19 protein-coding genes are annotated in these 21,438 nt (G+C 63.0%); 7 read left to right on the top strand and 12 right to left on the bottom strand.

Annotated elements, in window-relative coordinates; all coding sequences use genetic code 11:
• Positions 1–3: 3 nt before the first annotated feature.
• From ACFQDI_RS15425 to priA, 5 genes are all read right to left on the bottom strand, one after another.
• Complete coding sequence (locus ACFQDI_RS15425) at positions 4–570, bottom strand: nucleotide exchange factor GrpE (protein WP_377168319.1); 567 nt, start codon at positions 568–570, stop codon at positions 4–6.
• A 30-nt stretch (positions 571–600) separates the two neighbouring features.
• The gene (locus ACFQDI_RS15420; RefSeq protein WP_377168317.1) at positions 601–2,049 is read right to left on the bottom strand and encodes a PP2C family protein-serine/threonine phosphatase; all 1,449 of its coding nucleotides are present in this window, start codon (positions 2,047–2,049) and stop codon (positions 601–603) included.
• Positions 2,050–2,085: 36 nt separating this feature from the next.
• Positions 2,086–2,625 carry an STAS domain-containing protein gene (locus ACFQDI_RS15415; RefSeq protein WP_377168315.1) on the bottom strand — a complete coding sequence of 180 codons (540 nt, stop codon included), beginning with the start codon at positions 2,623–2,625 and terminating at the stop codon, positions 2,086–2,088.
• Between the two features lie 11 nt (positions 2,626–2,636).
• A complete protein-coding gene (locus tag ACFQDI_RS15410) occupies positions 2,637–3,131 on the bottom strand; it encodes a hypothetical protein (protein ID WP_377168313.1) in 495 nt (164 codons plus the stop codon).
• Between the two features lie 72 nt (positions 3,132–3,203).
• Complete coding sequence (gene priA / locus ACFQDI_RS15405; protein WP_377168311.1) at positions 3,204–5,537, bottom strand: replication restart helicase PriA; 2,334 nt, start codon at positions 5,535–5,537, stop codon at positions 3,204–3,206.
• Positions 5,538–5,641: 104 nt separating this feature from the next.
• Here priA and cdaA point away from each other — a divergent pair, with 104 nt between their 5' ends.
• Genes cdaA through bioD form a run of 5 tightly spaced genes read left to right on the top strand, consistent with a single transcriptional unit; the run spans position 5,642 to position 8,939 of the window.
• On the top strand, positions 5,642–6,448 hold the full coding sequence (cdaA, locus tag ACFQDI_RS15400; protein WP_377168309.1) for a diadenylate cyclase CdaA: 807 nt from the start codon (positions 5,642–5,644) through the stop codon (positions 6,446–6,448).
• Complete coding sequence (locus tag ACFQDI_RS15395) at positions 6,426–6,734, top strand: hypothetical protein (RefSeq protein ID WP_377168307.1); 309 nt, start codon at positions 6,426–6,428, stop codon at positions 6,732–6,734. The genes cdaA and ACFQDI_RS15395 overlap by 23 nt, the downstream gene beginning before the upstream one ends.
• Positions 6,735–6,768: 34 nt before the next feature.
• Positions 6,769–8,130, top strand: coding sequence for a phosphoglucosamine mutase (gene glmM / locus ACFQDI_RS15390; protein ID WP_377168305.1), 1,362 nt, complete (start codon positions 6,769–6,771; stop codon positions 8,128–8,130).
• Between the two features lie 12 nt (positions 8,131–8,142).
• On the top strand, positions 8,143–8,313 hold the full coding sequence (locus ACFQDI_RS15385; RefSeq protein ID WP_377168303.1) for a hypothetical protein: 171 nt from the start codon (positions 8,143–8,145) through the stop codon (positions 8,311–8,313).
• Positions 8,314–8,315: 2 nt separating this feature from the next.
• Positions 8,316–8,939: a dethiobiotin synthase gene (gene bioD, locus ACFQDI_RS15380; protein WP_377168301.1), complete on the top strand. Its 624-nt coding sequence runs from the start codon at positions 8,316–8,318 to the stop codon at positions 8,937–8,939.
• Positions 8,940–8,949: 10 nt separating this feature from the next.
• Here bioD and ACFQDI_RS15375 read toward each other — a convergent pair whose 3' ends face one another.
• Positions 8,950–9,570 carry a phosphatase PAP2 family protein gene (locus tag ACFQDI_RS15375; protein ID WP_377168300.1) on the bottom strand — a complete coding sequence of 207 codons (621 nt, stop codon included), beginning with the start codon at positions 9,568–9,570 and terminating at the stop codon, positions 8,950–8,952.
• Between the two features lie 51 nt (positions 9,571–9,621).
• Positions 9,622–11,163 carry an ArnT family glycosyltransferase gene (locus ACFQDI_RS15370; RefSeq protein WP_377168298.1) on the bottom strand — a complete coding sequence of 514 codons (1,542 nt, stop codon included), beginning with the start codon at positions 11,161–11,163 and terminating at the stop codon, positions 9,622–9,624.
• 72 nt (positions 11,164–11,235) lie between these two features.
• On the opposite strand from ACFQDI_RS15370, the gene ACFQDI_RS15365 reads away from it, so the two are divergent.
• The gene (locus ACFQDI_RS15365; RefSeq protein ID WP_377168296.1) at positions 11,236–12,498 is read left to right on the top strand and encodes a bifunctional folylpolyglutamate synthase/dihydrofolate synthase; all 1,263 of its coding nucleotides are present in this window, start codon (positions 11,236–11,238) and stop codon (positions 12,496–12,498) included.
• A gap of 61 nt (positions 12,499–12,559) precedes the next feature.
• Here the strand turns inward: ACFQDI_RS15365 and ACFQDI_RS15360 are convergent, their stop codons facing one another.
• On the bottom strand, positions 12,560–13,375 hold the full coding sequence (locus ACFQDI_RS15360) for an NYN domain-containing protein (protein ID WP_377168294.1): 816 nt from the start codon (positions 13,373–13,375) through the stop codon (positions 12,560–12,562).
• A gap of 89 nt (positions 13,376–13,464) precedes the next feature.
• On the opposite strand from ACFQDI_RS15360, the gene ACFQDI_RS15355 reads away from it, so the two are divergent.
• A complete protein-coding gene (locus tag ACFQDI_RS15355) occupies positions 13,465–14,706 on the top strand; it encodes a M48 family metallopeptidase (RefSeq protein ID WP_377168292.1) in 1,242 nt (413 codons plus the stop codon).
• Here the strand turns inward: ACFQDI_RS15355 and ACFQDI_RS15350 are convergent.
• The 4 genes from ACFQDI_RS15350 to ACFQDI_RS15335 are packed head-to-tail and all read right to left on the bottom strand — an operon-like array spanning position 14,697 to position 21,431.
• Positions 14,697–15,917: a Wadjet anti-phage system protein JetD domain-containing protein gene (locus ACFQDI_RS15350; RefSeq protein ID WP_377168290.1), complete on the bottom strand. Its 1,221-nt coding sequence runs from the start codon at positions 15,915–15,917 to the stop codon at positions 14,697–14,699. The two genes, ACFQDI_RS15355 and ACFQDI_RS15350, sit on opposite strands and share 10 nt — an antisense overlap.
• Entirely contained in the window at positions 15,907–19,302 is a 3,396-nt protein-coding gene (locus tag ACFQDI_RS15345; protein ID WP_377168288.1) for an SbcC/MukB-like Walker B domain-containing protein, read from the bottom strand. The genes ACFQDI_RS15350 and ACFQDI_RS15345 overlap by 11 nt, the downstream gene beginning before the upstream one ends.
• On the bottom strand, positions 19,299–19,958 hold the full coding sequence (locus tag ACFQDI_RS15340; RefSeq protein ID WP_377168286.1) for a DUF4194 domain-containing protein: 660 nt from the start codon (positions 19,956–19,958) through the stop codon (positions 19,299–19,301). The genes ACFQDI_RS15345 and ACFQDI_RS15340 overlap by 4 nt, the downstream gene beginning before the upstream one ends.
• Positions 19,959–19,967: 9 nt before the next feature.
• A complete protein-coding gene (locus ACFQDI_RS15335) occupies positions 19,968–21,431 on the bottom strand; it encodes a Wadjet anti-phage system protein JetA family protein (RefSeq protein WP_377168284.1) in 1,464 nt (487 codons plus the stop codon).
• Positions 21,432–21,438 lie beyond the last annotated feature (7 nt).

The following is a 21,438-nucleotide window of genomic DNA, read 5'->3' as shown; positions in this document are numbered from 1 at the left end:
GGGTTACGCCTCTGGGGTGGCTGCGGGACCACTGGAAACGATGACGCTGGCGGCGCGGAGGAGGCGGTCCTTGAGCTTGTAACCACGCCGGGTGACACGGATGATGGTGCCTTCCGGTGCGGAGGTGCTGGGCTCCTGGGCGACGGCTTCGTGGAGGTTGGGGTCAAAAGCTTTGCTGAGCGCCTCGATTTCCTGGACGCCGCTTTCACGGAGGAAGTCCTGGAGCTGGCGGCTGACCATGCTCATGCCCATGAAGATCATGGATTTTTCGGATTCGGCGCGGGCGGCTTCGAGGCCCATGTCGAAATTGTCGAGAATGGGGAAGAGAGCGCGGAGGAGGTCGGCATTGGCGTAGGCGCGTGTTTCCTGGGCCTCGCGGGCGGAGCGTTTGCGGAAGTTGTCGAGTTCGGCCTGGCTGCGGTAGGCCATGTCTTTCCAGCGTTCGACTTCCTGGGTGAGCGCTGTGATGGGGTCCAGCGGAGCAGCCTCCTCGACGGGCGCGGCGGCTTCAGGGCTGGGGATTTCTTCAGCAGAGGGTTGCTGGGTCGTGTCTGGACTCGGCTCGGTCATAGGATTTCGCGGTTTTTTGGGGGGCCGCGACTATGCCGTCTTCTGAATAGCAATCAAGGTGATGTCGTCATGGGAGCGCCGACCTTTCAAAAAGTGCTCCAAATCCATGATAATGCCGCCGATGACGGCCTTGGGCCCGTTGGGGGCATGTTTGGCGAGCTCCTGCTGGACGCGATCTTCGCCAAATTCGACGCCTTTGGCGTCCATGGCCTCATTGACACCGTCGGTGTAGAGGAGGAGGCAGTCTCCGGGCAGCATTTCGAAGCTTTCGTCCTTGGTGACGCGCTCGAAGACAGCGCCTTTGTCAATGCCGACGCCGAGTCCCGGGGGGTGGATGGACTCGACCTTGCCGGAAGCCTGGCGCCAGAGCAGGGCGGCATTGTGGCCGGCGCGCGAGAGGGTGAGTCTGGAGCCGTCCTGCGTCATGGCAACGTAGGACATGGTGATGAACATGTCTTCGCGTATGTCCGGGGCGATCTGGCGGTTGACTGCGGCGAGGACGGCGCTGGGGGATTCGTACATCTGGGACTGTGCGCGCATGAGGGTGCGGCACATGACGGTGATCATGGCAGCGCCGAGGCCTTTGCCTGAAACGTCGGCGATGACGGCGCCAAAGCGGCCGTCGGGCAGGCTCAGGAAGTCGAAGTAGTCGCCACTGAGAGTGCGTGCGGGGATGTTTTTGCCGGCGATGATGAAGCCGGGGACCTGAGGGTCGCGGTCCGGGAGGAGGACTTTCTGGATCTGGCTGGCGGTTTGGAGCTCCTGCTGGTCCATGCGGTTTTTTGACGCCTCCTGGTGAGACATGGCATTGGCGAGGGCGAAGGCGGACTGCTCGATGAGGGAATTGAAGACTTCGAAGTCGTTGGCGTTGTAGCTGCGGCCGTCCTTGGGGGAGGTGACGGCCAGCACGCCGAGCCTGCGAACGCCAAAGCTGAGGGGGCCGATCATGGCGGTGACATGCTGCTGAGAGGGGACGAGGTGCTCGCCCAGGCGGGAGTCGGTGCCGAGGTCTGGCAGGAGCTCGGTCTTCTGCTGCATGAAAACGCTGCCGAGGAGGCCTGACTGGACTTTTTCAGCATGCATGCGGAGCGTGCTGAGGAGGGTGGCGGAGTTTTCCTTCATCTGCTGCCGCACACGCTCGGGGAGGCTGATGAGGGGGGCGCAGAAGTCGGAATAGTGGCGTGGGACGAGCTGCTGAGAGGCTTCGTCGTAGAGGTAGAGGGCGCCGCCGGTGCTCTGGGTGACGCGGATGGCCCCCTCAACGATCAGGCGGTACATGGAGGCCTGCTGGTCGTCGCGCCAGATGGCCTCGCCGAGGTCGTGCAGGTAATGGAACATGCGCCGTTCTTCGGCGACGATGGCCTCCTCTTCGGCGCGGAGGGCTGCGATGGCGTGCTTTTGCTGACGTGCAATCTTAGCCAGCATTACCAGTCCCGCCGTCATCAGCAGTACGATCAGGACAAGGAGAGCGATGATCATGGGTGTAAAAGGCGGCCCGGCTCATCCGGGTGGCGCCTAGGCGGGAACAGCAGATGTGCCAGCCTCCAGCTCTTTTTCCAAAAATTCGATCACATCGTGAAAACGGCTTTCGTTGGCGTCACTGACATCGGCCAGGGCCTGATGTGCAGAGAGCACGTGCTGAGTCTGTACTTCCTTGCACTCGGCGGTGGTTTCGCCGCAGTTTTGGAGGGCGTCGCAGACTTTTTTGCGTTCGGCTTCCCAGAGCTTGCCGTCGCGGTCGAGTTCCAGAATGTGGTCGAGGCCGAGGCTGGTGAGGAGCTGGAGGTTGCGCTGGTTGGCATTGACGACGCTGAGGGAGCCGCCGCCGCCAGACTCGCGGAGGCTGAGGGCCGCGCCGGTGAGCATGCCGAGAAAGGTGGAGTCCATCATGGGACAGCGCTCGAGATCGACGACGAGATTGCGCATGCCCTGATCGACGACGCGCTGGAGGGCCCGTTTGGCCTGAAGACTGTTTTGAAAGGTCCCTCTGCCGTCCACCCTCATCCAAAAAACGCGACCGATGGTGCCAACAAGAATATGAGTGGGAGGAGTCATGCGTTGCGGAGTTAGTTCCAGAGCGCGGATTGCTGGCTGACCAGTTCTTCCTTGCCTCGCAAAATACTGACGCGCCATGCGATCACCCGGCCACTTTTTTGATATTCTGAGCCGACGACCTGGAATTTGGCGACGTTGCTGCGGTGGATGTCATCGATGACCAGCTCCTGAACGCGCTTGCTGAGGCCTGATTTTGCCTGCTGGTATTCGAATTTGACGGTCACGGGGCCGGTGCGGTCATCGGCTTTCCAAAAGAAGGCGTAGTAGTGGCCGAAGCGGTCAACGATGTCCTTTTTGGTGACGGCGCCGTAAATGTAGTGCTGGCGCTCAAACAGAATGGTCTGGTTGGTGGTCTGAGGGGTGAAGAAGGGCATCAGGTGATAATATTTCACCTTGGCGATGGTTCCCCCAGGGCCTTTGACCGGACTTGAACAGGCAGAAAGCGCAAAGGCCAGGATGGCTAGGCATCCGAGGCGGAGGCAGGAGGTGCGTTTCTCTGTCGTCATGAAGTAGGAATATTGAATCGGGACGCTTGATGTCAACGTTCCCTTCGATTCTTCGAATCGACAAAGGATAATTTACAAAAGTGAGACGGGGTCAACATCCCAAGTGACAATAACGTCAGCCGGGAGGGAGGTGGACTGGAGGACCTGCTGGATGTGGCGGCAGAGGGGGCGTATTTTGGCGGCCCGGAGCAGGAGCTGATAACGGAACTGGCCGTGGGCCTTGGCCATGGCGCAAGGTGCGGGCTCGCCGATGAGCACGTCTTCGGGGAGGCCCTCCAGGAGGCGGCGATGGAGGGTCTGGAGGGCGAACTCCGCCATGGTCTGGTGTTTTCCCCGGCTGGCGAGAATGACGACGTGTGTGTAGGGGGGGTAATGAAAAGCGCGGCGCTGCTCGAGCTCCTGCTGGGCGAAGCCCTCGAAGTCGTTGTGGCGTGAAAACTGTACGGCGGGGCTGTGGGGGGCGTAGGTCTGCACGACGACCTCCCCTTTGACCTCGCCGCGGCCGGCGCGGCCGGCGACCTGAACCAGAAGCTGGAGGGTGCGTTCCGCGGCGCGGAAGTCGGGGAGATTGAGGGCGAGGTCGGCATTCAACACGCCGACGAGGGTGACGTTGGGGAAATCAAGGCCCTTGGCGATCATCTGGGTGCCGATGATGAGGTCGAGCTTCTGGGCTCGGAAGTCGCGGAGCAAGTCGCGGAGCTGGTTTTTGCGCTGAATGGTGTCGGTGTCCACACGGGCGATGCGCGCGTGAGGGAAGACCTCGCGGACGACGGTTTCGACGCGCTCAGTGCCGAAGCCTGCGAGCTTGAGCCCGGGCTCATGGCAGAAGGGGCATTTGGAGGGGGGGAGGCGCCGGGAACCGCAGACGTGACAGACGAGGCGGTTTTCGTGCTTGTGGAGCGTCATGGGGATGCTGCAGTCCTGGCACTGGATGGTCTCTCCGCATGCGAGGCAGGCCATGGAGGTGTTGAAACCGCGGCGGTTCAAAAAGAGGATGGTCTGCTCTTTTTTCTCGAGGCGTGAGGTGATGGCGGCGCGGAGCTTTTCGGAGAGGATGCCGGCATTGGCCACGGAGGTGCCGGTGCCTTTGCGCCGCTCCATGCGCATGTCGACGATGCGGATGAGGGGGAGGGTGCGGCCGTCGGTACGCTGCATGAGCCGGAGGAGCTCGTACTTGCCGTTTGCGGCATTTTCGAAGGATTCGAGGCTGGGTGTGGCGCTGCCGAGAAGGACGACGCATTTTTCGATGCCGCCGCGCACGACGGCGACGTCCCGTGCATGGTAGCGGGGTGTTTCGTCCTGCTTGAAGGAGGGCTCGTGCTCCTCGTCGACGATGATGATGCCGAGACGCTCCAGCGGCGCGAAGATGGCGCTGCGGGCACCGATCACGATGTCTGCGCGGTCTTCGTGGATCTTGAACCATTCGTCGTGGCGTTCGCCATCGCTCAGGTGGCTGTGGAGGACTGCGATGCGATCGCTGCGGTCTGAGAAGCGCGCCTTGAAGCGCTCGATGGTCTGAGGTGTGAGGGCGATCTCCGGAACGAGGACGAGGGCGGTGCCGCCGCGCTCGAGCACACGGGCGATGGCCTGGAGGTAGACCTCGGTCTTGCCGCTGCCGGTGATGCCGTGGAGGAGGATGGGGCGGGTCTGGCCGGAGGTGTCGAGCGCCGCGGAGACGCGTGCGTAGGCGGCCTGCTGCTCCGGGGTGAATGTGAGGGCCTGGGTGGGAAGGAAGGCTTCGTCCTGGAAAGGGTCGCGCTCCACGCGCACCTCGCTGCGGGTGATCCAGCCTGCCTTGAGGAGAGGCTTGAGGATGGAGGCGGCGCGTGGCAGGTCACGGCGGATCTGGCTGAGGGTGGCTTCGCCGCGGCAGCTGCGGAGGATGTCGAGCACGCGAGCCTGCATGGGGGCTTTGTGGCGGAGCTTTTCAAACTCTTCAGGAGGCGGTTCGCGCAGGAGCCTGAGATGGCTGTCCATGACGAAGCTGCCCGGTTTGTCCCGAACGGCCTGAGGAAGCATGGTGCGCAGCACGGTGTGGACGGAGACGAGATAGTACTCGGCGATCCAGCGCGCCAGCTTGAGCAGGCCGGGGGTGAACATGGGGCGCTTGGCGACGAAGGAGGCGATCTCCTTGAGGCGGCCGCGGTGGGGGGAGTCGTCGAGCAGCTCGAGGACCACGGCATTCATGCGGCGGTTTTGCAGAGGCACCATCACGCGCGAGCCCACGACGATCTCGTCTTTGAGGTGGGCGGGGATGGCGTAGTCGAGCTCCATGGCGGCGGCCCCTTCGAGCTGAACGCGTGCGATCCGTACGTGTGAGGGAGGGGCAGGCGCTGCAGCGGCGGGGGTGCCAAACAGATCGCTCTGATCGGGCCGGGGTGCAGTGCTTGGGCTGGTGGGAGGCATCTGGCGCAACCTAGCCTTCGTGAATCGCAGGCCAAAACGATTCTTCTTTTGAGAAACAAAACACCCCGTGCGATAGTTCCACAGAGCAGCATGGAGCGAACGGCATGTGGAACTTTCTGACAGAGCACTGGCGCGACGGCGTGGAGATACTGATCCTCGCTGCGCTGGCGTATCACGGATATCTTTTTTTCCGTGCGACGCGCGGTGCACGCATTCTGACGGGCCTGCTGGTGCTGCTGCTGAGTCTGGCGCTGCTTTCGCTGCTGCTGGAGCTGTCTGTCATCAGCAGCCTGCTGCAGCGCTTTTCGGTCTTTCTGGCGATAGCACTGGTGATCATCTTCCAGCCGGAGCTGCGGCGTGTGCTGGCAGAGCTGGGAAGCAGCCGTATTTTTTCCTTCAACCGTCCTGACCCGGAGGTGCTGGATGTGCTGATGGAGGCGATGCAGCAGCTGTCCTCAAGGCGCTGCGGGGCGCTGTTTGCGCTGAAGCGCGGCATCGACCTGAAGCCGTACGCCGAGTCTGGCGTGGAGCTGGATGCGGTCATATCGAATGAGCTGGTGACCACCATTTTCCACCCGAAGACATCACTGCATGATGGCGGAGCGATCATTGACCAGGGGCGGATTTCGTCCGCAGGCTGTGTTTTTCCGGTGAGCCAGCGAGAGATCCAGGACCGCGCGATTGGTCTGAGGCATCGTGCCGGGATGGGCATTTCGGAGGAGACGGATGCGATAGCGCTGGTCGTTTCCGAGGAGACGGGAGCTCTTTCACTGTGCTTTCAGGGCCGGCTGGAGCATGATCTGGAGCCGGCGAAGCTGCGCCAGCGGATCAATGAAATCCTCACGGAGGGGGCAGGCGCTGGGTTGGAATCTGCAACGGAGGGCAGTCATGAACTGGGGGCATCAGCTTAAAGAACTTATCATACGCAACTGGCGGGAGAAGATCGTCTCCCTGGTGCTGGCGTTTTTGTTCTGGTTCATGATCAAGGCGCAGGACGCCCGAAACATGCCGACGTACCCCATGCCGGCGCCGAGGCTGCCGGTGCCGACGTCTCCGGCGCCGCCGCAGCTCACGCCAGTGATACCGCCGCCTGTGCAACTGCCTTCGGAGCTGGAGCCGATGCTTTCGCCGCCCAATGCAGGGACTGCGCCGCCGCGCGGAGCCGGGACAGTGCTGAGCGGCGCCGCCGGGCTTTGACACTCAGGAAGTCCTGCGCTAGAAGCGCGGTCCTATGTCTGAAAAGCGTCAGTTCTTCGGCACCGACGGCGTTCGTGCCGTGGCCAATCGTCATCCAATGACCCCAGAGTTCGTCATGCGCCTTGCGCAGGCGGCCGCCGTCGTGCTCGGCGGGAAACCGGAGGGCGGGGAGCGCCCCAAAGCCGTGCTGGGCCGTGACACGCGCGCCTCAGGGGAGATGCTGGAGTCGGCGATCGCCGCCGGGCTGAACTCGGCCGGTGTGGACGTAATTCTGGCCGGCCAGCTGCCGACTCCTGCGGTGGCGATGCTGAGCGCGCAGCTCGGGGCCAATTTTGGCATCGTTGTTTCCGCTTCTCACAATCCTTTCACGGACAACGGGGTCAAATTTGTCCACGGCGACGGGCACAAGCTCAACGACAAGACGGAGTCTGCCATCGAGCGTCTGGTGCTGGGCACGGAAGACACGCCGCGCCCTGAGGGGCGTGGGATCGGCCGCATCACGAAGCTGGCGGACGGTGTGGACCGCTATGTGGCGCATGCGGTTTCCTCGATGGGCGGCGTGCGCCTGGACGGGATGCGCGTGGCGCTGGACAACGCGCATGGCGCGTCCTCCTTTACGAGCGCGCTGGCGCTGGAGCAGCTGGGCGCGGATGTGCAGGTCTTCCACTCCGAGCCGGACGGCTTCAACATCAATGAAGAGTGCGGCTGCACGCATTCTGAAGAGATCGAGCGCATCGTGCGCCAGTGCCAGGCGGAGGCGGGGATCGCGCATGATGGCGATGCCGACCGCGGGGCGCTGTGCGACGAGCTGGCCATCGCGCTGGACGGCGATGAGCTGATGGCCATCGCTGCCGAGTCCATGCTGCGCAAAGGAACGCTGAAGCAGAACACGCTGGCGGTGACGGTGATGAGCAACTACGGGCTGGATGATCTCGTGTCCCGGCTGGGCGGCCGCGTGATCCGCACAGGCGTGGGCGACCGCTACGTGCTGGAAGAAATGCGTGCACGGGGCCTGAACTTTGGCGGCGAGCAGAGCGGCCATATCATTTTTGGCGACTGGGCCACCACCGGGGACGGCCTGATCTCGGGCCTGCAGGTGCTGCGAATCATGAAGGAAACCGGCGAGCCGCTGAGCGAGCTGCGCAAGTGCCTGAAAAAATTCCCGCAGTGCGCGCGCAACCTGCGTGTGCGTGCGAAGCCGCCGGTGGACCAGCTGGCGGAGGCGCAGAAGATCATCAAGGAGACCGAGAAGAAGCTGGGCGACTATGGCCGCGTGCTGCTGCGGTACTCTGGCACGGAATCGCTGATCCGCCTGCTGGTGGAAGGGCGTGATGTGGAATATCTCGAAGCTCAGGCGGACAAGATCGCTTCGGCGGTGCTGGCGCAGATCGGATAACACCGTACTGCGATGAAAAGCCACTTCGCTCCGGCCCTTGCCCTTGGCGCCTGCATCATCATCGGGTGCGGTGTCATTGCCATGGGTTTTGGCAGGGACGCAGGCCAGATCGTCGCATTCATCGCCATCGCCTTTGGTGGCTGGCTGCTCAAAACGGCCATGGAAATCTCAAAGAAGGACTGAGCGTGAGCCATTATTTCATCACCGGTACGGACACCGACGCAGGCAAGACCTATGTCACCTGCCTGCTGCTGGAGGCGCTGAAGCGTGAGGGGAGGCGGGTGACGGGCTTCAAGCCGTTTGTCTGCGGCCAGCGCGATGATGCGATCCATCTGGCGAATGCGGGCAGCGGCGGGCTGACGGTGGACGAAGTGAATCCGGTGTGGTTCAAGGTGCCTGCGGCCCCGTATGCGGCGGCACTGATGGAGAACCGGAGGTTTGAGCTGAACGAGGTCATCGAGCGGTTTCAGGAGATCGCGCAGCGGCATGAGCATGTGCTGGTGGAGGGGGCGGGAGGCTGGGAGGTGCCGCTGAATGAGTTTTCGACGATGGCGGATTTTGCGCAGCGGCTGGCGCTGCCGGTGATCGTGGTGGTGAACAACAAGCTGGGCTGCCTGAACCACACGATCCTCACCGTGCGCAACATCCAGGCCCGTGGCATGACCTGCGCCGGGGTGATTCTCAATTATGTGCAGGAGGAACGCGACGCGGCGAGCATCAGCAACCGGATGGTGCTGGAACATTTTCTCGATGTGCCGGTGCTGGCGGAAGTGATGCACGGCGAGACGGAAATCGAGTGGCCGCTGTGAATGCGGTTTTTCAGACTGCCGGTTTGACCGGCTCTCTGAAAATCGTGCGCCTGGCCACGGCAACGACCAGCAGGCCCACGAGCATGCCGAGGGCCATGGAGGGCGGGATGTCGCTGGGCCAGTGGGCACCGCAGTAGATGCGTGACCAGGCCACGGCTGCCGCCAGGAGGTACATGAGGATGCCTGCGCCGCGATAGAAGGAGGCAATGACGGTGGCGGCAGCGAAGAGATTGACGGTGTGGCTGGAAGGGAAGGACTTGCCACGGGTGGCACCGTTGGGCTCGCTGGGTTTGACCACGGGAGGCTGGAAGAGGCGCATGAAGGCGGGGGAGCCGTGGCCGAGATCGCGAATGATGACATCGGGCCGGGCATCGCGCGGGCGCACGCGGCCGACGGTTTTTTTGAGAGTGTTGGAGATCACGCCGTCGCCGAGGCCGATGGCGATGCCGAGACAGAGCAGCATGATGCGGGCCCGCTTGCCGCCGCGCCAGGCGGTGATCAGAGCTGCTGCGATGATGAGGGGCAGCCAGGCCTCGATGGCGGAAAGGGCAGGCATGAGCCAGTCGAGCACCGGATGAGACCACACAGAATTGATCTGGTGGAGAAGGCTGAGATCCCAGGGGAACGGCATGTGAGAACAGAGGTGATCAGAATGAAGCGTGGCGGAACAGTGGCTGCCCCGTCATTTGCCGCCGGCATGAACCGGCTGCCAGTTTTTCAAATTTCTGCCCAAGAACACGCTGAACTCGAGCGCCTGGCTGCCCAGGGGAACGCGGATGGTGCCAAGGAACTCTATTTTTTCGAAGGCAGCGGTGAAGACTTCATTTTGGGCCAGGCTGGCGTAGGAGCCGGGTTCGAGAATGAGGGCGTCCGAGCCGATGCGCTCCTCAGGCCCTGGCCAGATCTCATACTGAGAGAGGACCGTGCCGCTGGGCTCCCAGCGATAGACGCGCGGATGAGAGGGCATGTAAAAAGCCATTTCCGCAGCGGAGTAGCGATGGCCGAGGGCCATGACAAAGGTGTTTTCCCTGCGAGGCACCCGATCCAGAAATTTTTGGGCCTCGATGCCGGCCTCTTTCCAGCCGCGCATGTCGGCGAGCTTGCCAATGGCCTTCAGATCCGTGGTGAGGATGACGACCAGTCCCACATGAGCCAGGAGGACGAGGGCACCGCCGATGCGCAGCGACCAGCGCTCCCAGCCTGGGTGCAGCCTGAAGGGTGAGACGCCGCGCAGCCAAGCGGCCCCGAGAATGAAGGCGGGGACAAAAAAGGCTGCGGGCCAGTTGGGATTGATGCGCTGACGCAGGGAGAGCAGGGCGAAACAGGCCAGCGCCGGAGCGGAGGCGAGCAGGAGGAAAAGGACGGGACGTGAGATCTGCCGGCGGAGTTTGACCGCTGCGATCATGGCCGCGACCAGGGCGGCAAAGGTGACGGGGGTGTAGATCAGAGCCTGGAGGCCGATGTTTTCACCCGTGCGGCCGAGCCAGCGGCTGAAGCCGAGGCTGGAGGTGTCGAAGTGGTGCTTGGTATGCTCCAGCGTGATCCATGCATGCTGCTGATTCCAGCGAAGCACCGGAATGATGAAGGCCATGCCGAGGAGGATGGAGATCCACATGCGGGGATTGCGCAGGAGGGGGCGATCCTCGCGTGAGAAGGCGGCGAAGACGAGCATGAGCGCGGGGAAGGCGAGCATCATCTGCTTGCTGAGCGTGCCGAAGCCGATGACGAGAGTGAGGGCGAGCCAGCGCAGGTTGCACGCGGGTTTCTGCGCGGCATGCCAGAAGATCAGGAGGCCGAGCGTCCAGCAGAGGAGAAGCGGGGCATCGATGGTGAGCAGGAGATTGAGAGCAGCGTTGGCGAGAGTGAGGAGCACCAGAACGGCGGCAAGGAAAGCGGTGCGGGCGTCAAACAGCACGAGCGCCAGACGGTGGATGATGACCAGCGTGGCGGTGCCGAGCAGCAGGGCGGCGAAGCGGATGCCCCACTCCGCATTGCCTGTGAGCCAGCCGATGGAGCCCATCATCCAGCCGATCATGGGAGGCTTGCTGTAGTAGCACCAGTCCGGCCTGCGGCCCCAGTCCCAGTAGTAGGCCTCATCGCCGATGAGATCGGCACCATTCACAAAGAGCAGCATGAGGCCGACGCGCACGATGAAAACGGCGGCCAGAAGCCACCAGAAGCGTTTAATCCAGATCGAGGAGTCAGAAGCGGGAATCACAGACATGCACGCGCATGATAGCCGCGACTGCCGGGTGGGAAATGGGAAAGCAATCTGCCGGTCTTGTTTCTTGGCGGCTTGCACCCTGCTGCGACGCAGGCACCGTGCGGCAAAGGAATGATGAACGACAAGGCGCAAAAAGAAATCGACTGGCTCTACAGCACGCAGTTTTACGGCATCAAGCTGGGGCTGGACAATGTGCAGCGGCTGCTCAGCGAGCTGAAACTGCCAGCGGCGGGGCAGAAGTTCATCCATGTGGCGGGGACGAATGGGAAGGGGTCCACGTGTGCCTTCATGCATTCGATTCTAAAAGCTGCCGGGATCAACGCGGGGCTCTTTACCTCGCCGCATCTGATCCATTTTGGCGAGCGGATCCGGGATGCGGAACGCATGATCACGGCGGAGGAGATTGCTGCCGGAGTGAACCGGCTGCGAGAGCGTGTGGCAGGCTGGGACCCGCACCCCACGTTTTTTGAGCTGACGCTGGCGCTGGCTCTGGAATGGTTTGCGCAGCAGGGCTGCCCGTGGGTGGTGCTGGAGACGGGGCTGGGCGGGCGGCTGGATGCGACGAATGCCATCATGCCCGAGGTGAGTGTGATCACGCCCATCGGCTGGGACCATATGGACATGCTGGGGGACACACTGGCGAAGATCGCAGCGGAAAAGGCGGGGATCATCAAGCCGGGAGTGCCGGTGGTGACGATAGACCAGGAGCCAGAAGCGATGGAAGAAATCGCGTTCGCTGCAGCGGAACGTGGGGCACCGCTCACGATCATCTACTCGCCATGGCATGGGGAAACCGGTCTCGCAGGCCCGCATCAGCGTTGGAATGCAGCCTTAGCTGCTGCTGCTTTGCACGCAGCGGGGTTTGAGCTTGAGGAAGAGGTGATCGCGCGAGGTTTGCGCGAGGTGCAGTGGCCTGCACGGTTTCAGAAGGCCGGCGGCTGCATCATCGATGGTGCGCACAATCTGGATTCAGCCCGTGTGCTGGCGCAGACGTGGCGGGAGCAGTTTCCGGACGAGCGGGCGGAGATGATCTTTGGTGCAGTGGCTGGCAAGGACACGGCTGCGGTGATGCGGGAGCTGGCGCCGATTGCTGGGAGCTGGCGTTTCACAGGCTTTGAGTCGCCGCGAGCGCTGACTCCGGAGGCACTGCGGGAGATTTGGAACGGGCTGGGGATTGAGGCCCGGCCTGTAACCCTGCATGCACGGGTTGCGGATGCCTTGAAGGCGATGAAGCCGGAGGCGCGCACGCTGATTGCGGGCTCGCTTTATCTGGCGGGCGAGGCGCTGGCGCTGCTGGAAGACAGGGCGGCGGCGTTTGAGAAGAGTGCGCAGTGAGGTGCGGTGGCGCCTCATGGATTGCGGTGCCGCTGATCGACGGGCAAGAGTGCCCATCGTACTATTCTTCGGAGGCGGTGACTTTGATCTTGTAGCCGTTCTCGTTTTTCTCGAGCTTCATGAGGCCGCGCCCGGCCACGGCCTCCAGCAGGGAACTGAAGGTGCTGAAGCCGTAGAAACGCTCGTCAAACTGGGGCTGGAGGCGGCGGATGGCCTGCTTGACGGGGCCTGCCCACACGGTGTCGCTGCCGCTGCGGCTTAGCATGGCCTCGACAGTTTCCACCACGATCTGGATGGCTTTTTCAGGGTCACCACCCGGCTTCTTTTCCTGGGAGACAGCTTTGCCGGGTGTGGGTGCGGGCTTGGCACGGGCCAGGCGTTTGCGGGTTTTTTCCTCCTCGCGCACGAGGTCGTCGTAGAAGATGAACTCGTCGCAGTTGTCGATGAAGAGGCCGCTGGTGGACTGCTTCACGCCGACGCCGATGACGGTCTTGTTGTTTTCGCGCAGCTTGCTGACGAGAGGGGAGAAATCTGAGTCGCCGCTGACGATGGCGAAGGTGTCCACGTGGGGCTTGGTGTAGCAGAGGTCGAGGGCGTCCACGACCATGCGGATGTCTGCGGAGTTTTTGCCGGACTGGCGGACGTGGGGGATTTCGATGAGCTCGAAGGAGGCCTCGTGCATGGCGGCCTTGAAGCTCTTGTAGCGGTCCCAGTCGCAGTAGGCCTTCTTGACGACGGTGCTGCCTTTGAGCAGGAGGCGGTCGAGGACCTTGCTCATGTCAAACTTGTCATACTGCGCATCCTTCACGCCGATGGCGAGGTTTTCAAAGTCGCAGAAAACGGCGATGGTGTGGGTGCGGTCGGGGTGGGCTGCCATGATGAGGGAAGGTCCGTCCATGCAGGCGGATGGTCAACCGGTGTCTCGTCAACGGCCGCAGTATGTTGCGCAAAGGATTGACACTGGCTGTGCTTTTCCGCTTCGATGCGCGGATGGATTTGAAATGGCAGATTTTTCTTTGTACAGCGGCAGGCATGGCGCTGCTGACCACGGTGGTGATGCATCTGGCGCTGATACCCTGGCGGCGGAGTGCGGGCTGCCACTGGACGGAGCGTGCACGGCTGCTCTGGCCTGCGCGGCGGGTGTCTGTGGCGCTCGTGTTTGCCTGCAGTCTGTCGGGCGGCTTTTTGGGAGGGGTGGACCGCGCCAGCTGGCTGGTGAACTCCTGCTCCGTGGCGGGACTTGTGTGCGGCTTTCTGGCAGGCACGTTCTTTTTCACGCGCGCGATCGAGCCGCGCTACCGCTTCCTCACCTGGCTGGGTGAGACATTCTGGATGGCGCTGGTGCAGTTTGGCATCTACGGCATCCTGCTCGGGCTGATGTGGTCGATGCCGAACGCTGTCGGACCTGCTGAGTGGCTGCGCTTTGCCGTGGGGCTGGTGGGGGTGCTGGTCATCGCCACCGGCGTGTGGCTGCCGCTGCTGAAGCTCTTTCCGCACAAGCGGAAGCCGGAGGAGGAAAGGCTGGAGGCTCTTGTGCGGGAGGTCTCTGTGCAGACGGGGCTGACACCCCGGTGGATTTTTTTCAGCAAGTCGCCCAAGGCCTTTGCCGGTGCGCTGGTGCATCTGCGCAGTCTGGTGCTGACCTCCCGCCTGATGGAGATCCTGAACGATGAGGAGCTGCGTGCCGTGCTGCACCATGAGGTGGCGCATCTGCGAGAGGGGTTTGGGGTGAAGCTCTCGCGCCTGCTGCCCATCGTGGGCATTTCCGCCCTGGCTTTCATGAATCCTGTGGAGCATGTCTATGGCCTGAATGGCATTGTGCTGCTGTTTCTCTGCCCCGTGCTGTGTGCACGTCTTGCACGAGCGATCGCGCGGCGGATGGAGCATCGTGCGGATGATGCCGCCATCCAGGGGGCTGATCCGGTGCAGTATGCGCGTGCGCTGGAAAAGCTTTACGAAGCCAACCAGATGCCCGCCGTGATGCGCAGCAACAGCATGGTGCACCCGCATCTCTATGACCGCATGCTCGCCGCCGGGGTGACGCCTGACTATGCGCGCCCTGAGCGTCCGGGGATCATGGCCTGGCCGGGATGGGTGGTGCTGCTGATGCCTGTGGCCATGATGGTCCTGATGCTGACCCAGATACCGACGAATGCTCCGCGCTCATCCAAGGCCCGAGCAGAGCCCAGGCTCGAAAATCACCGGTAAAACGGCCACGCCGTGAGGCTTGGCGGTCCCAGAGACTCCTGCTCGAAGTCGCCTTTGGTGCCGGCGGTTTGCATGGCCTGCAACTCCGCGTGGCAGTCTGCCATGTGTGGATCTGCGAGGAGGCGGCCGAGAATCTGGTGGTCGTGAGATTGTAGTGCGGCGGAATCTGCGCACGGGCGGTGGCGCATATGCAGCGGGGTGATGGCGCGGCCGGAGCGCTCGCGGAGATCGCGGAGGATGTCGAAGCCGGCGGGGTCGCTGTCGCCAAAGTGATGGATGGGCAGGCTGGCGGGAAGACGAGCCAAGAGGGCGAGCACAGCACGGCCTGGGTAGCTGGTTTGAATGAAGAGAGTGTCTCCACCCAGCTTTGTCAGTTCCATGAAGGTGGTTTCGTTTTCCACCGTGAGCACGCGAGAGGCCGTGCAGTGAGTGGCTACGGCACGGCGGATGTCGGTTTCAGAAAGGGAAACAGGCGCCTTGAGAAGCCCAAGGTTCAGGGGGCCTTCGGGCAGCTGCAGAAGCAGCGGGCCGCAAAGGAAGACCTGACGCGGCTTTTCCATGAGGCCGAGGTCTTCGAGAGAGCTGATTGTGCTGTTTGAAAGCTGCTTGAGCGCGAGCTCGATGCGGGGTCGCAGCTCCTCCAGCCTTTTCGAGCTGCGGCAGATGCTGCAACTGGCGAAGCGGATCAGCGATTCGCCCTGCCAGCCCAGCACGCGCGGGAGGAGGGTGAGGAGTTCGCGATTTCCTTCCAGATCATCTCGCGCAAAGGGTGCGATGGAGGTGCCATCGAGCACCTGCTGCGCCAGCTTTCGGCACCAGGACGACCAGGCTTGCTGATGCTGTGGGACATGCGTGTCTGCAAAGGACCCGAATAGATCTGCAAGCTGCCTTCTCTCCTCGGTGGGAGAGGATTCGTGCAGATGACGAAACAGCCACTGCTCGCCGCCTTCGCGTGAGAGGCGCACGATATGGATCAGGCGCTCATCGCGGGCATGGGTGTCGAGCTTCAACATGCCCTGAGACCGGGCGGAGGCTGCACGCAGGCGCTCCTCGGCTGAGCTGCGGGCTGCGGCGGACTGGGCACCGGCGGCTTTGAGAAGTTTCATGTAATCCAGCGTGAAGTCTCCGCTGCTGACGCCGGTGCGACCTGCCTGGGACGCGCGGTAGCGGTCGGCGAAGACCTTCAGTACGTCTGGAAGATCATGAGCCATGCTTGTCCATCCATTCGCGGCCTTCGGGGGTGTCGCGGAAGAGCACGGCGGGAATGTTTCGGATGCGGGTTTTGCCGCCTTCGCGTTTCTCCGTCTTTGTCACCACGATGAGTTCGTCGCACAGGCTGAAGGCGAAGGGGATGTTGCCGCTGGACATGCTGAAGACGCCTTGCAGATCGAGCTCCTGCATGGCGGCCAGGCAGTCCTGAATGCGCTCGCCGCTGAGCTTGCTGAAGGCCTCGTCGATGGGCACGAGTGCCAGGCTGGGCTCTTTCCAGCGGGTCTCGTGGCGGTTGTAGGCGTGCAGGTAGCTGGCGAGGATGGCCACGAAGTAGGGGCTCTGATTTTCGCCGCCGCTCATTTTGCCGCTTTGCTTGTCCACGCTCACCGGCTTCGCGTCCGGATGGCGCACATCGGAGACAAGGAGGTCGTAGTCAAAGTACTGGCGGTAGTCCAGCAGACGTGCGGCCTCGGGGCTGCTGCCTTGCTTGACGAGCGTTTGCAGGAAGTGATCGAGCGCGGTGCGCAGCTCGCCCTCCAGACTGGAGAAGAAGAGGTCGTCGGGATCGCGCGTGGAGTTGAGGTCGATGAGATGGCGGTAGAAGCGGAACTCGGGGTTCGGTTCCTTTTTGATGTGATAGACATCATTGCCGATCTGCCGCTTGAGCTGCTTGTTGAGCAGGAAGATGATGTTGTCGATCTCCTTGAGCGCCTTCTGCATGCGGCTGAGCACCTGCGTACGAAAGAGGCCCTCCCAGCGTTTGCGCTCGGCCCCGGCCTTCTTCTCGAAATCCGGGATGCCCTGGCCGTCGATGCGGGCCAGCAGCTTTTCATAGTCCTTCGTACTGCGGCCGTCTTCGGGCAGGTCGTCGAAGCGTGGGGAGAAGGTCTTTTTGAATTCGACCATCGCGGCCTTGAGGTCGCCCTCAGCCTGCGCGGCACTGACGGCGGCCCTGCTCTGCTCTTTTTCGAACTCCCGCGCTGCGACATCGGCGGCGAGATATTTCTCCAGCATGTCCTGCTTCCAAGTTTGGTAGCGGTCCAGATGGGCGGAGATGTCGATCTCTCTGCGCACACGCAGCAGCTCGTCTTCACGCTTGGAGGCATCGTCACGGCGTGTGGCCAGTGTCTTTTCGATCTGCTCGATCTCACGCTGCAATCCTTTGCGGGCGATTTCGAGGCGTTCCTTCTCAAAGGAATCCGCTTGTATGCTGAGTTCGTGCGCCTGCTGCTCCAACTCGTGCAGGGAGCCGGTGTCGATCTCCTGGAGCCGCTTCATGAGCTCTTCGTGATCTTGTTCCAGCTTGGGCAGTGACTCCACGCGCACCAGATCCTGAGCGAGCGTGCCGTGGTCTGGCAGCTTGGTGTCCTTGTCGGAGATGAGGGCATTGATCTCCGTTTCCAGCGGTTCCAGGCGGCGGATGCCGGCCACGATTTCCTGCAGCAGCGCCTGCTTGATCTCCTGCTGGCGTTGCAGGCCGCGTTTGCCGACAAACGGCACGCCATCGTAGCGCCGCGCGCGATGCGTGACGCCGTCGCGCAGCATGAGGCCGTCGGGCAGGATGGCGGCATCGTGCTTCTCGAAGTCCGCCAGCTTTTGTACGCACTTCACCTGACCGAACCAGTGATCGACGCAGGCGCGGGCCACGGGGTCGTCGGTTTCGATCTTTTCAGCGAGAGAGCCTTTCAGCACCTTCGGTTTTAGCGCGAGCATGCGTGCTGGATGCACGAGTGACTCCAGCGCAGCTTTTGGCCCCTGGGCTCCGGCTTTCAGCTCATGGAAATGACGCAGCGCCTCGGCATGCTGCTCCTCGTTCACCAGCACGGCAAACTTCTCGGTGAAGGCCACCTCGATGGCCTCGCGCCAGCCTTCGTCCGCCACCTCGCACACTTCCCGCAGCGCATGCGCTGCGGACCTTCCTTGGAATTGCAGCAGCTTGCTGTTCAGTTCATGCAGCAGCGGCTGCTCGATGGGCGGCAGCCCGGCTTTGAGGGTGCTGATCTGGGCCTCCAGATCAGAGCGCTCGGCACGCAGGCGGCGCAGCTCCTCGGCATCAGCGGCAAAGCCCTGGCGCAGGTTTTTGCACACCTGATCTGCAGCATCGCGCAGGAGGCTGAGGGCATTGGCCGTGGCGGCTTCATCGCAGCCCTCGAGAAGTTCCAGAGCGGTTTCAAAACGCTGTGTGTCCACCGGGCGGGGCAGGGGAGCCTGCTTCACGTCCTTGAGCCATGCCTTCGCATCCTTCACACGCTTGCGCAGGCGGTCGCTGAGCTTGCTGCCGAGTTCACGCAGGCGCAGCAGCTCTGCTTCCAGCTTGCGGCCCTGCTCGGTGAGCTGGTGGTAGAGGCGGCCTTCGGAGGACTCGTGCATCAGTCCCAGCAGGCGTTCGCGCTCGCTGCGGCAGCGGGAGATCTCGCTCTCCAGCTCCAGCAGGCGCTCCTCATCCACGGAGAAGCGCTCGCGCAGCTCGGCCAGCCGCTTTTCCATGCTGGTCACCAGACCCTGAGTATGCTCGTGGTTCAGCTCGGTGGCGAGGAACCTGGCAACATCGCGATCGCGCTGGGCATTCGCGCGTGTTTCAGAAAGCTGGCGGATCGTCTGCAGGCGGGTGAGCTGGCCGCGCAGCAGGCGGAGCTCGTTTTCGTAGGATTCAAAGTCGCGGTAGCTGGCCACCACATCCTCCACCGGCACGGCCTCGCCAGGCAGCACAAAGCGGCGGCAGAAGTCGTCAAAGCTCTTGAGGTTGGTGAAGGACATCGCGCTGGGCAGCAGGCGGTCCAGCACCTCGCGGTTGAAGTTCAGATGCGCACCGCTGCTCATGTCGCGCAGGTATTCGCGGGATGAGGCGAAGACGTGCCCCTCGCGTCCCTCCACGAGCTGGCGGAAGCCCAGGATGTCCAACGTGCGGCGTTTGCCATCCTCCGCCGAGACATGGATGAAGTCATCCTTCTCCAGCTTGGCGGGGCAGAAGAAGGGGGTGATGTGGCCGTCGTTTTCCGCCGTGTTGCGGAATTCGATGCGCAGGCCCCAGGTTTCCACGCGCTTGCTGCCGGGCCAGGAGAATTCGGCCGCCACGTAGGTGGTCACGCCTTTGTCGTGGTAGAACTGCGGCTGACCGCTTTCGGACTGCTGCTTGGTATCCAGCAGGCAGTAGCCTTTCAGCGTGCGGTCCGACTGCGTGCCGGTGGCGCTGCGGTTGAAGTGATGGCGTGCACGTTCAGGACCCACCAGCACCAGCATGAGGAGGTCCATCAGAATGGATTTTCCCGAACCGGTGACGCCGGCCAGCACGAGGTTTCCCTGCACAGGCAGCGTGTCCTGGTAGCCATACCAGTTGATGGCATGGAGGCGGGAGAGGCGAATGGCGCGGCTTTTGGTGCTCATGCCTCCACCTCCTCTTCGGTGCTGGAGTTCACGGCTTGTGCCTCACCGCGCTTCAGCGCATGGGCCGATTCTGTCCACTCCGCCAGTTCACGGAAGGGAACCACGCGGCGGATGGCGGGAAGTACCTCGATGCCCGAGTCTTCAAAGGACTCGGCAGATTGAAACTTGATGAGGTTGAAGCGAGCAGCCTGGCGCAGGATTTCGCGCAGGCGGTTGCGGGAAATCTGGCCCACCGCATCTGGGAGAAGCTGGTCCTTCATGAGGGCATTCAGTTCCGCCACGGTGAGAAAGGCCTGGGTCTCGCCTTCATCGCGCCAGCGCACATCTCCGGCATACCAGAGTGCCAGCCACACCAGCGTGGCATCCTGCTTGAGATGCAGCACCATGGAGGAGACGCGCGGGATGGCCTGCACCATGCGCTCCTCGTGCAGCAGAGCCACATCCAGCCCTGCCAGCGCTGCGGTCTCGCGCAGCCAGTCAAAATTCTGGCGGCACCAGTTGTAGAGTCCGCTCTGGCCGCTCTCCAGCCCCAGCAGGGAACCATGCGCCAGCAGCTCCTGCAGCGCTTCCGCGAGACGGTTGCGGTCCTGCTCCTGCAGCCGCAGCAGCGGATCCGGTGCGGAGGGTTCATGAAGGCCGTTTTCGGTGTCGCTCATTCGTCGGGATTATTTCTTGATCAGGTCAAAGTGCTCCACCCGCGCCCCAGGCAGCGCGTCCAGTGAGATGTCGCCGGCGTGTTCGCGGGTTTTGGCACGGGTGCTTTCGATCTTGTAGGAGGCCTCGTTGGACTCCGCATGCAGCAGCAAGGCGATGAGTTCGGTGAGATCCGCCTCCGAGGCCACGGGCAGGTCGGCGCTGGAAATGCGCGCTCCCTTCTCTCCGGGGATGCGTTTTACAAACTCGTTGGCACGGCGCACGGAAAGTGAATCGCGCAGCGCGCGTGCCATGCCGCGCAGACCCTCGTCGCGCTCGGCGTCGGACACTTCGTCGTCCAGAGCGGCCTGCTCGGCGGTGGTGCGGCGTGTGGGCGGTGCGTAGAGGGAATCCAGCCCGGCGGGCATGCGTGTCTCTGGCAGACGCAGGGCTGGAAGCGCTGGCACTTCCCAGGCGCTGGAAAGGCGCTTGCCGGAGAGCATGCCGTTCACGGTCTGGAAAAAGTTGCGTATCTCTCCGCGGCGTTCGCCGGTGACGTCTTGCAGATAGCGGAAACGCGAAAGTGAACGGCGTGTGAAGTCAGCGGTGCGGCGGTCGATTTCATCCGCCATGGGCTGCACCAGCTCCAGCAGATGGGCCAGGTCATCCAACCGCTGGCGCACACGCGCACGGGCGGTCTCGGCGCTCAGAGTGGGCTCTCGGCGCAGCAGCTCGGTCTGCATCTCGGCGATCACGCTGGAGTCATCCTGCAGTCGGTCGCTGATGCGACGTACGGCTTCGGGCAGGCGAGCAGGGAGTCGCGCGCGGATCAGCTCGGCGTAGGCGCCGTGGGCGATCTGCTCCGCGTAATCCTCAAACACGAGGGCCAGATTGCCTTTGAGAGTGTCCTCTTCAAGCTGACGCCGGGTAAGTCGCTGCACAGACTTCTGCATGGTGCGCAGTTCGCCCAAGCCCTGCCGGGTGTTGGAAAGGCAGACGTCCACAGTTTGCAGCGGGCGCTCGATCAGCTCGGGCTCATTGGCCAGCGCGGCACAGACGGCGGTGAGCTTGTCCGTAAAGACGGCGGCCTCGGGGTGGGCAATCTGCCGCAAGGCGGCGATCAGCGTGGAGCCGTGCGCGTCAAAGTAGAGCCGCCGCTTCCAGTCCTTGCGCGGCGGCTCCTCCAGCCAGCGGCAGCGGGCCAGGTGGTCCAGCACACGGCGGGCGGCTTCACGCGGAGGCAGCGAGACGGGGGCCTGCTCGCCCTCTGCCGCAGGTTCGTCCTCCTCTGGCTGGAATTCCGGGTGCCGGGCCAACACCTCGGCGATGATTTCGATGGCATCGCTGCGGTCCAGCCCGTCTGGCTGTTCTCCGCACTCGCGATCCAAGGCGTCCAGCACGTCCACATAGGTGGGCGCATTTTTCCCAGCCAGCACGCGGAAGAACGCGGGATCGCGCACTTCACGGTAGAGGCTGGTGGAGAGGAGGTCTGACATGGTGAGC

It is taken from the genome of Prosthecobacter fluviatilis, from assembly GCF_042655725.1.
Classification (GTDB): domain Bacteria; phylum Verrucomicrobiota; class Verrucomicrobiia; order Verrucomicrobiales; family Verrucomicrobiaceae; genus Prosthecobacter; species Prosthecobacter fluviatilis.
The sequence above is the reverse complement of the archived record's forward strand: the minus strand, read 5'-3'. Positions and strand labels throughout refer to the sequence as shown.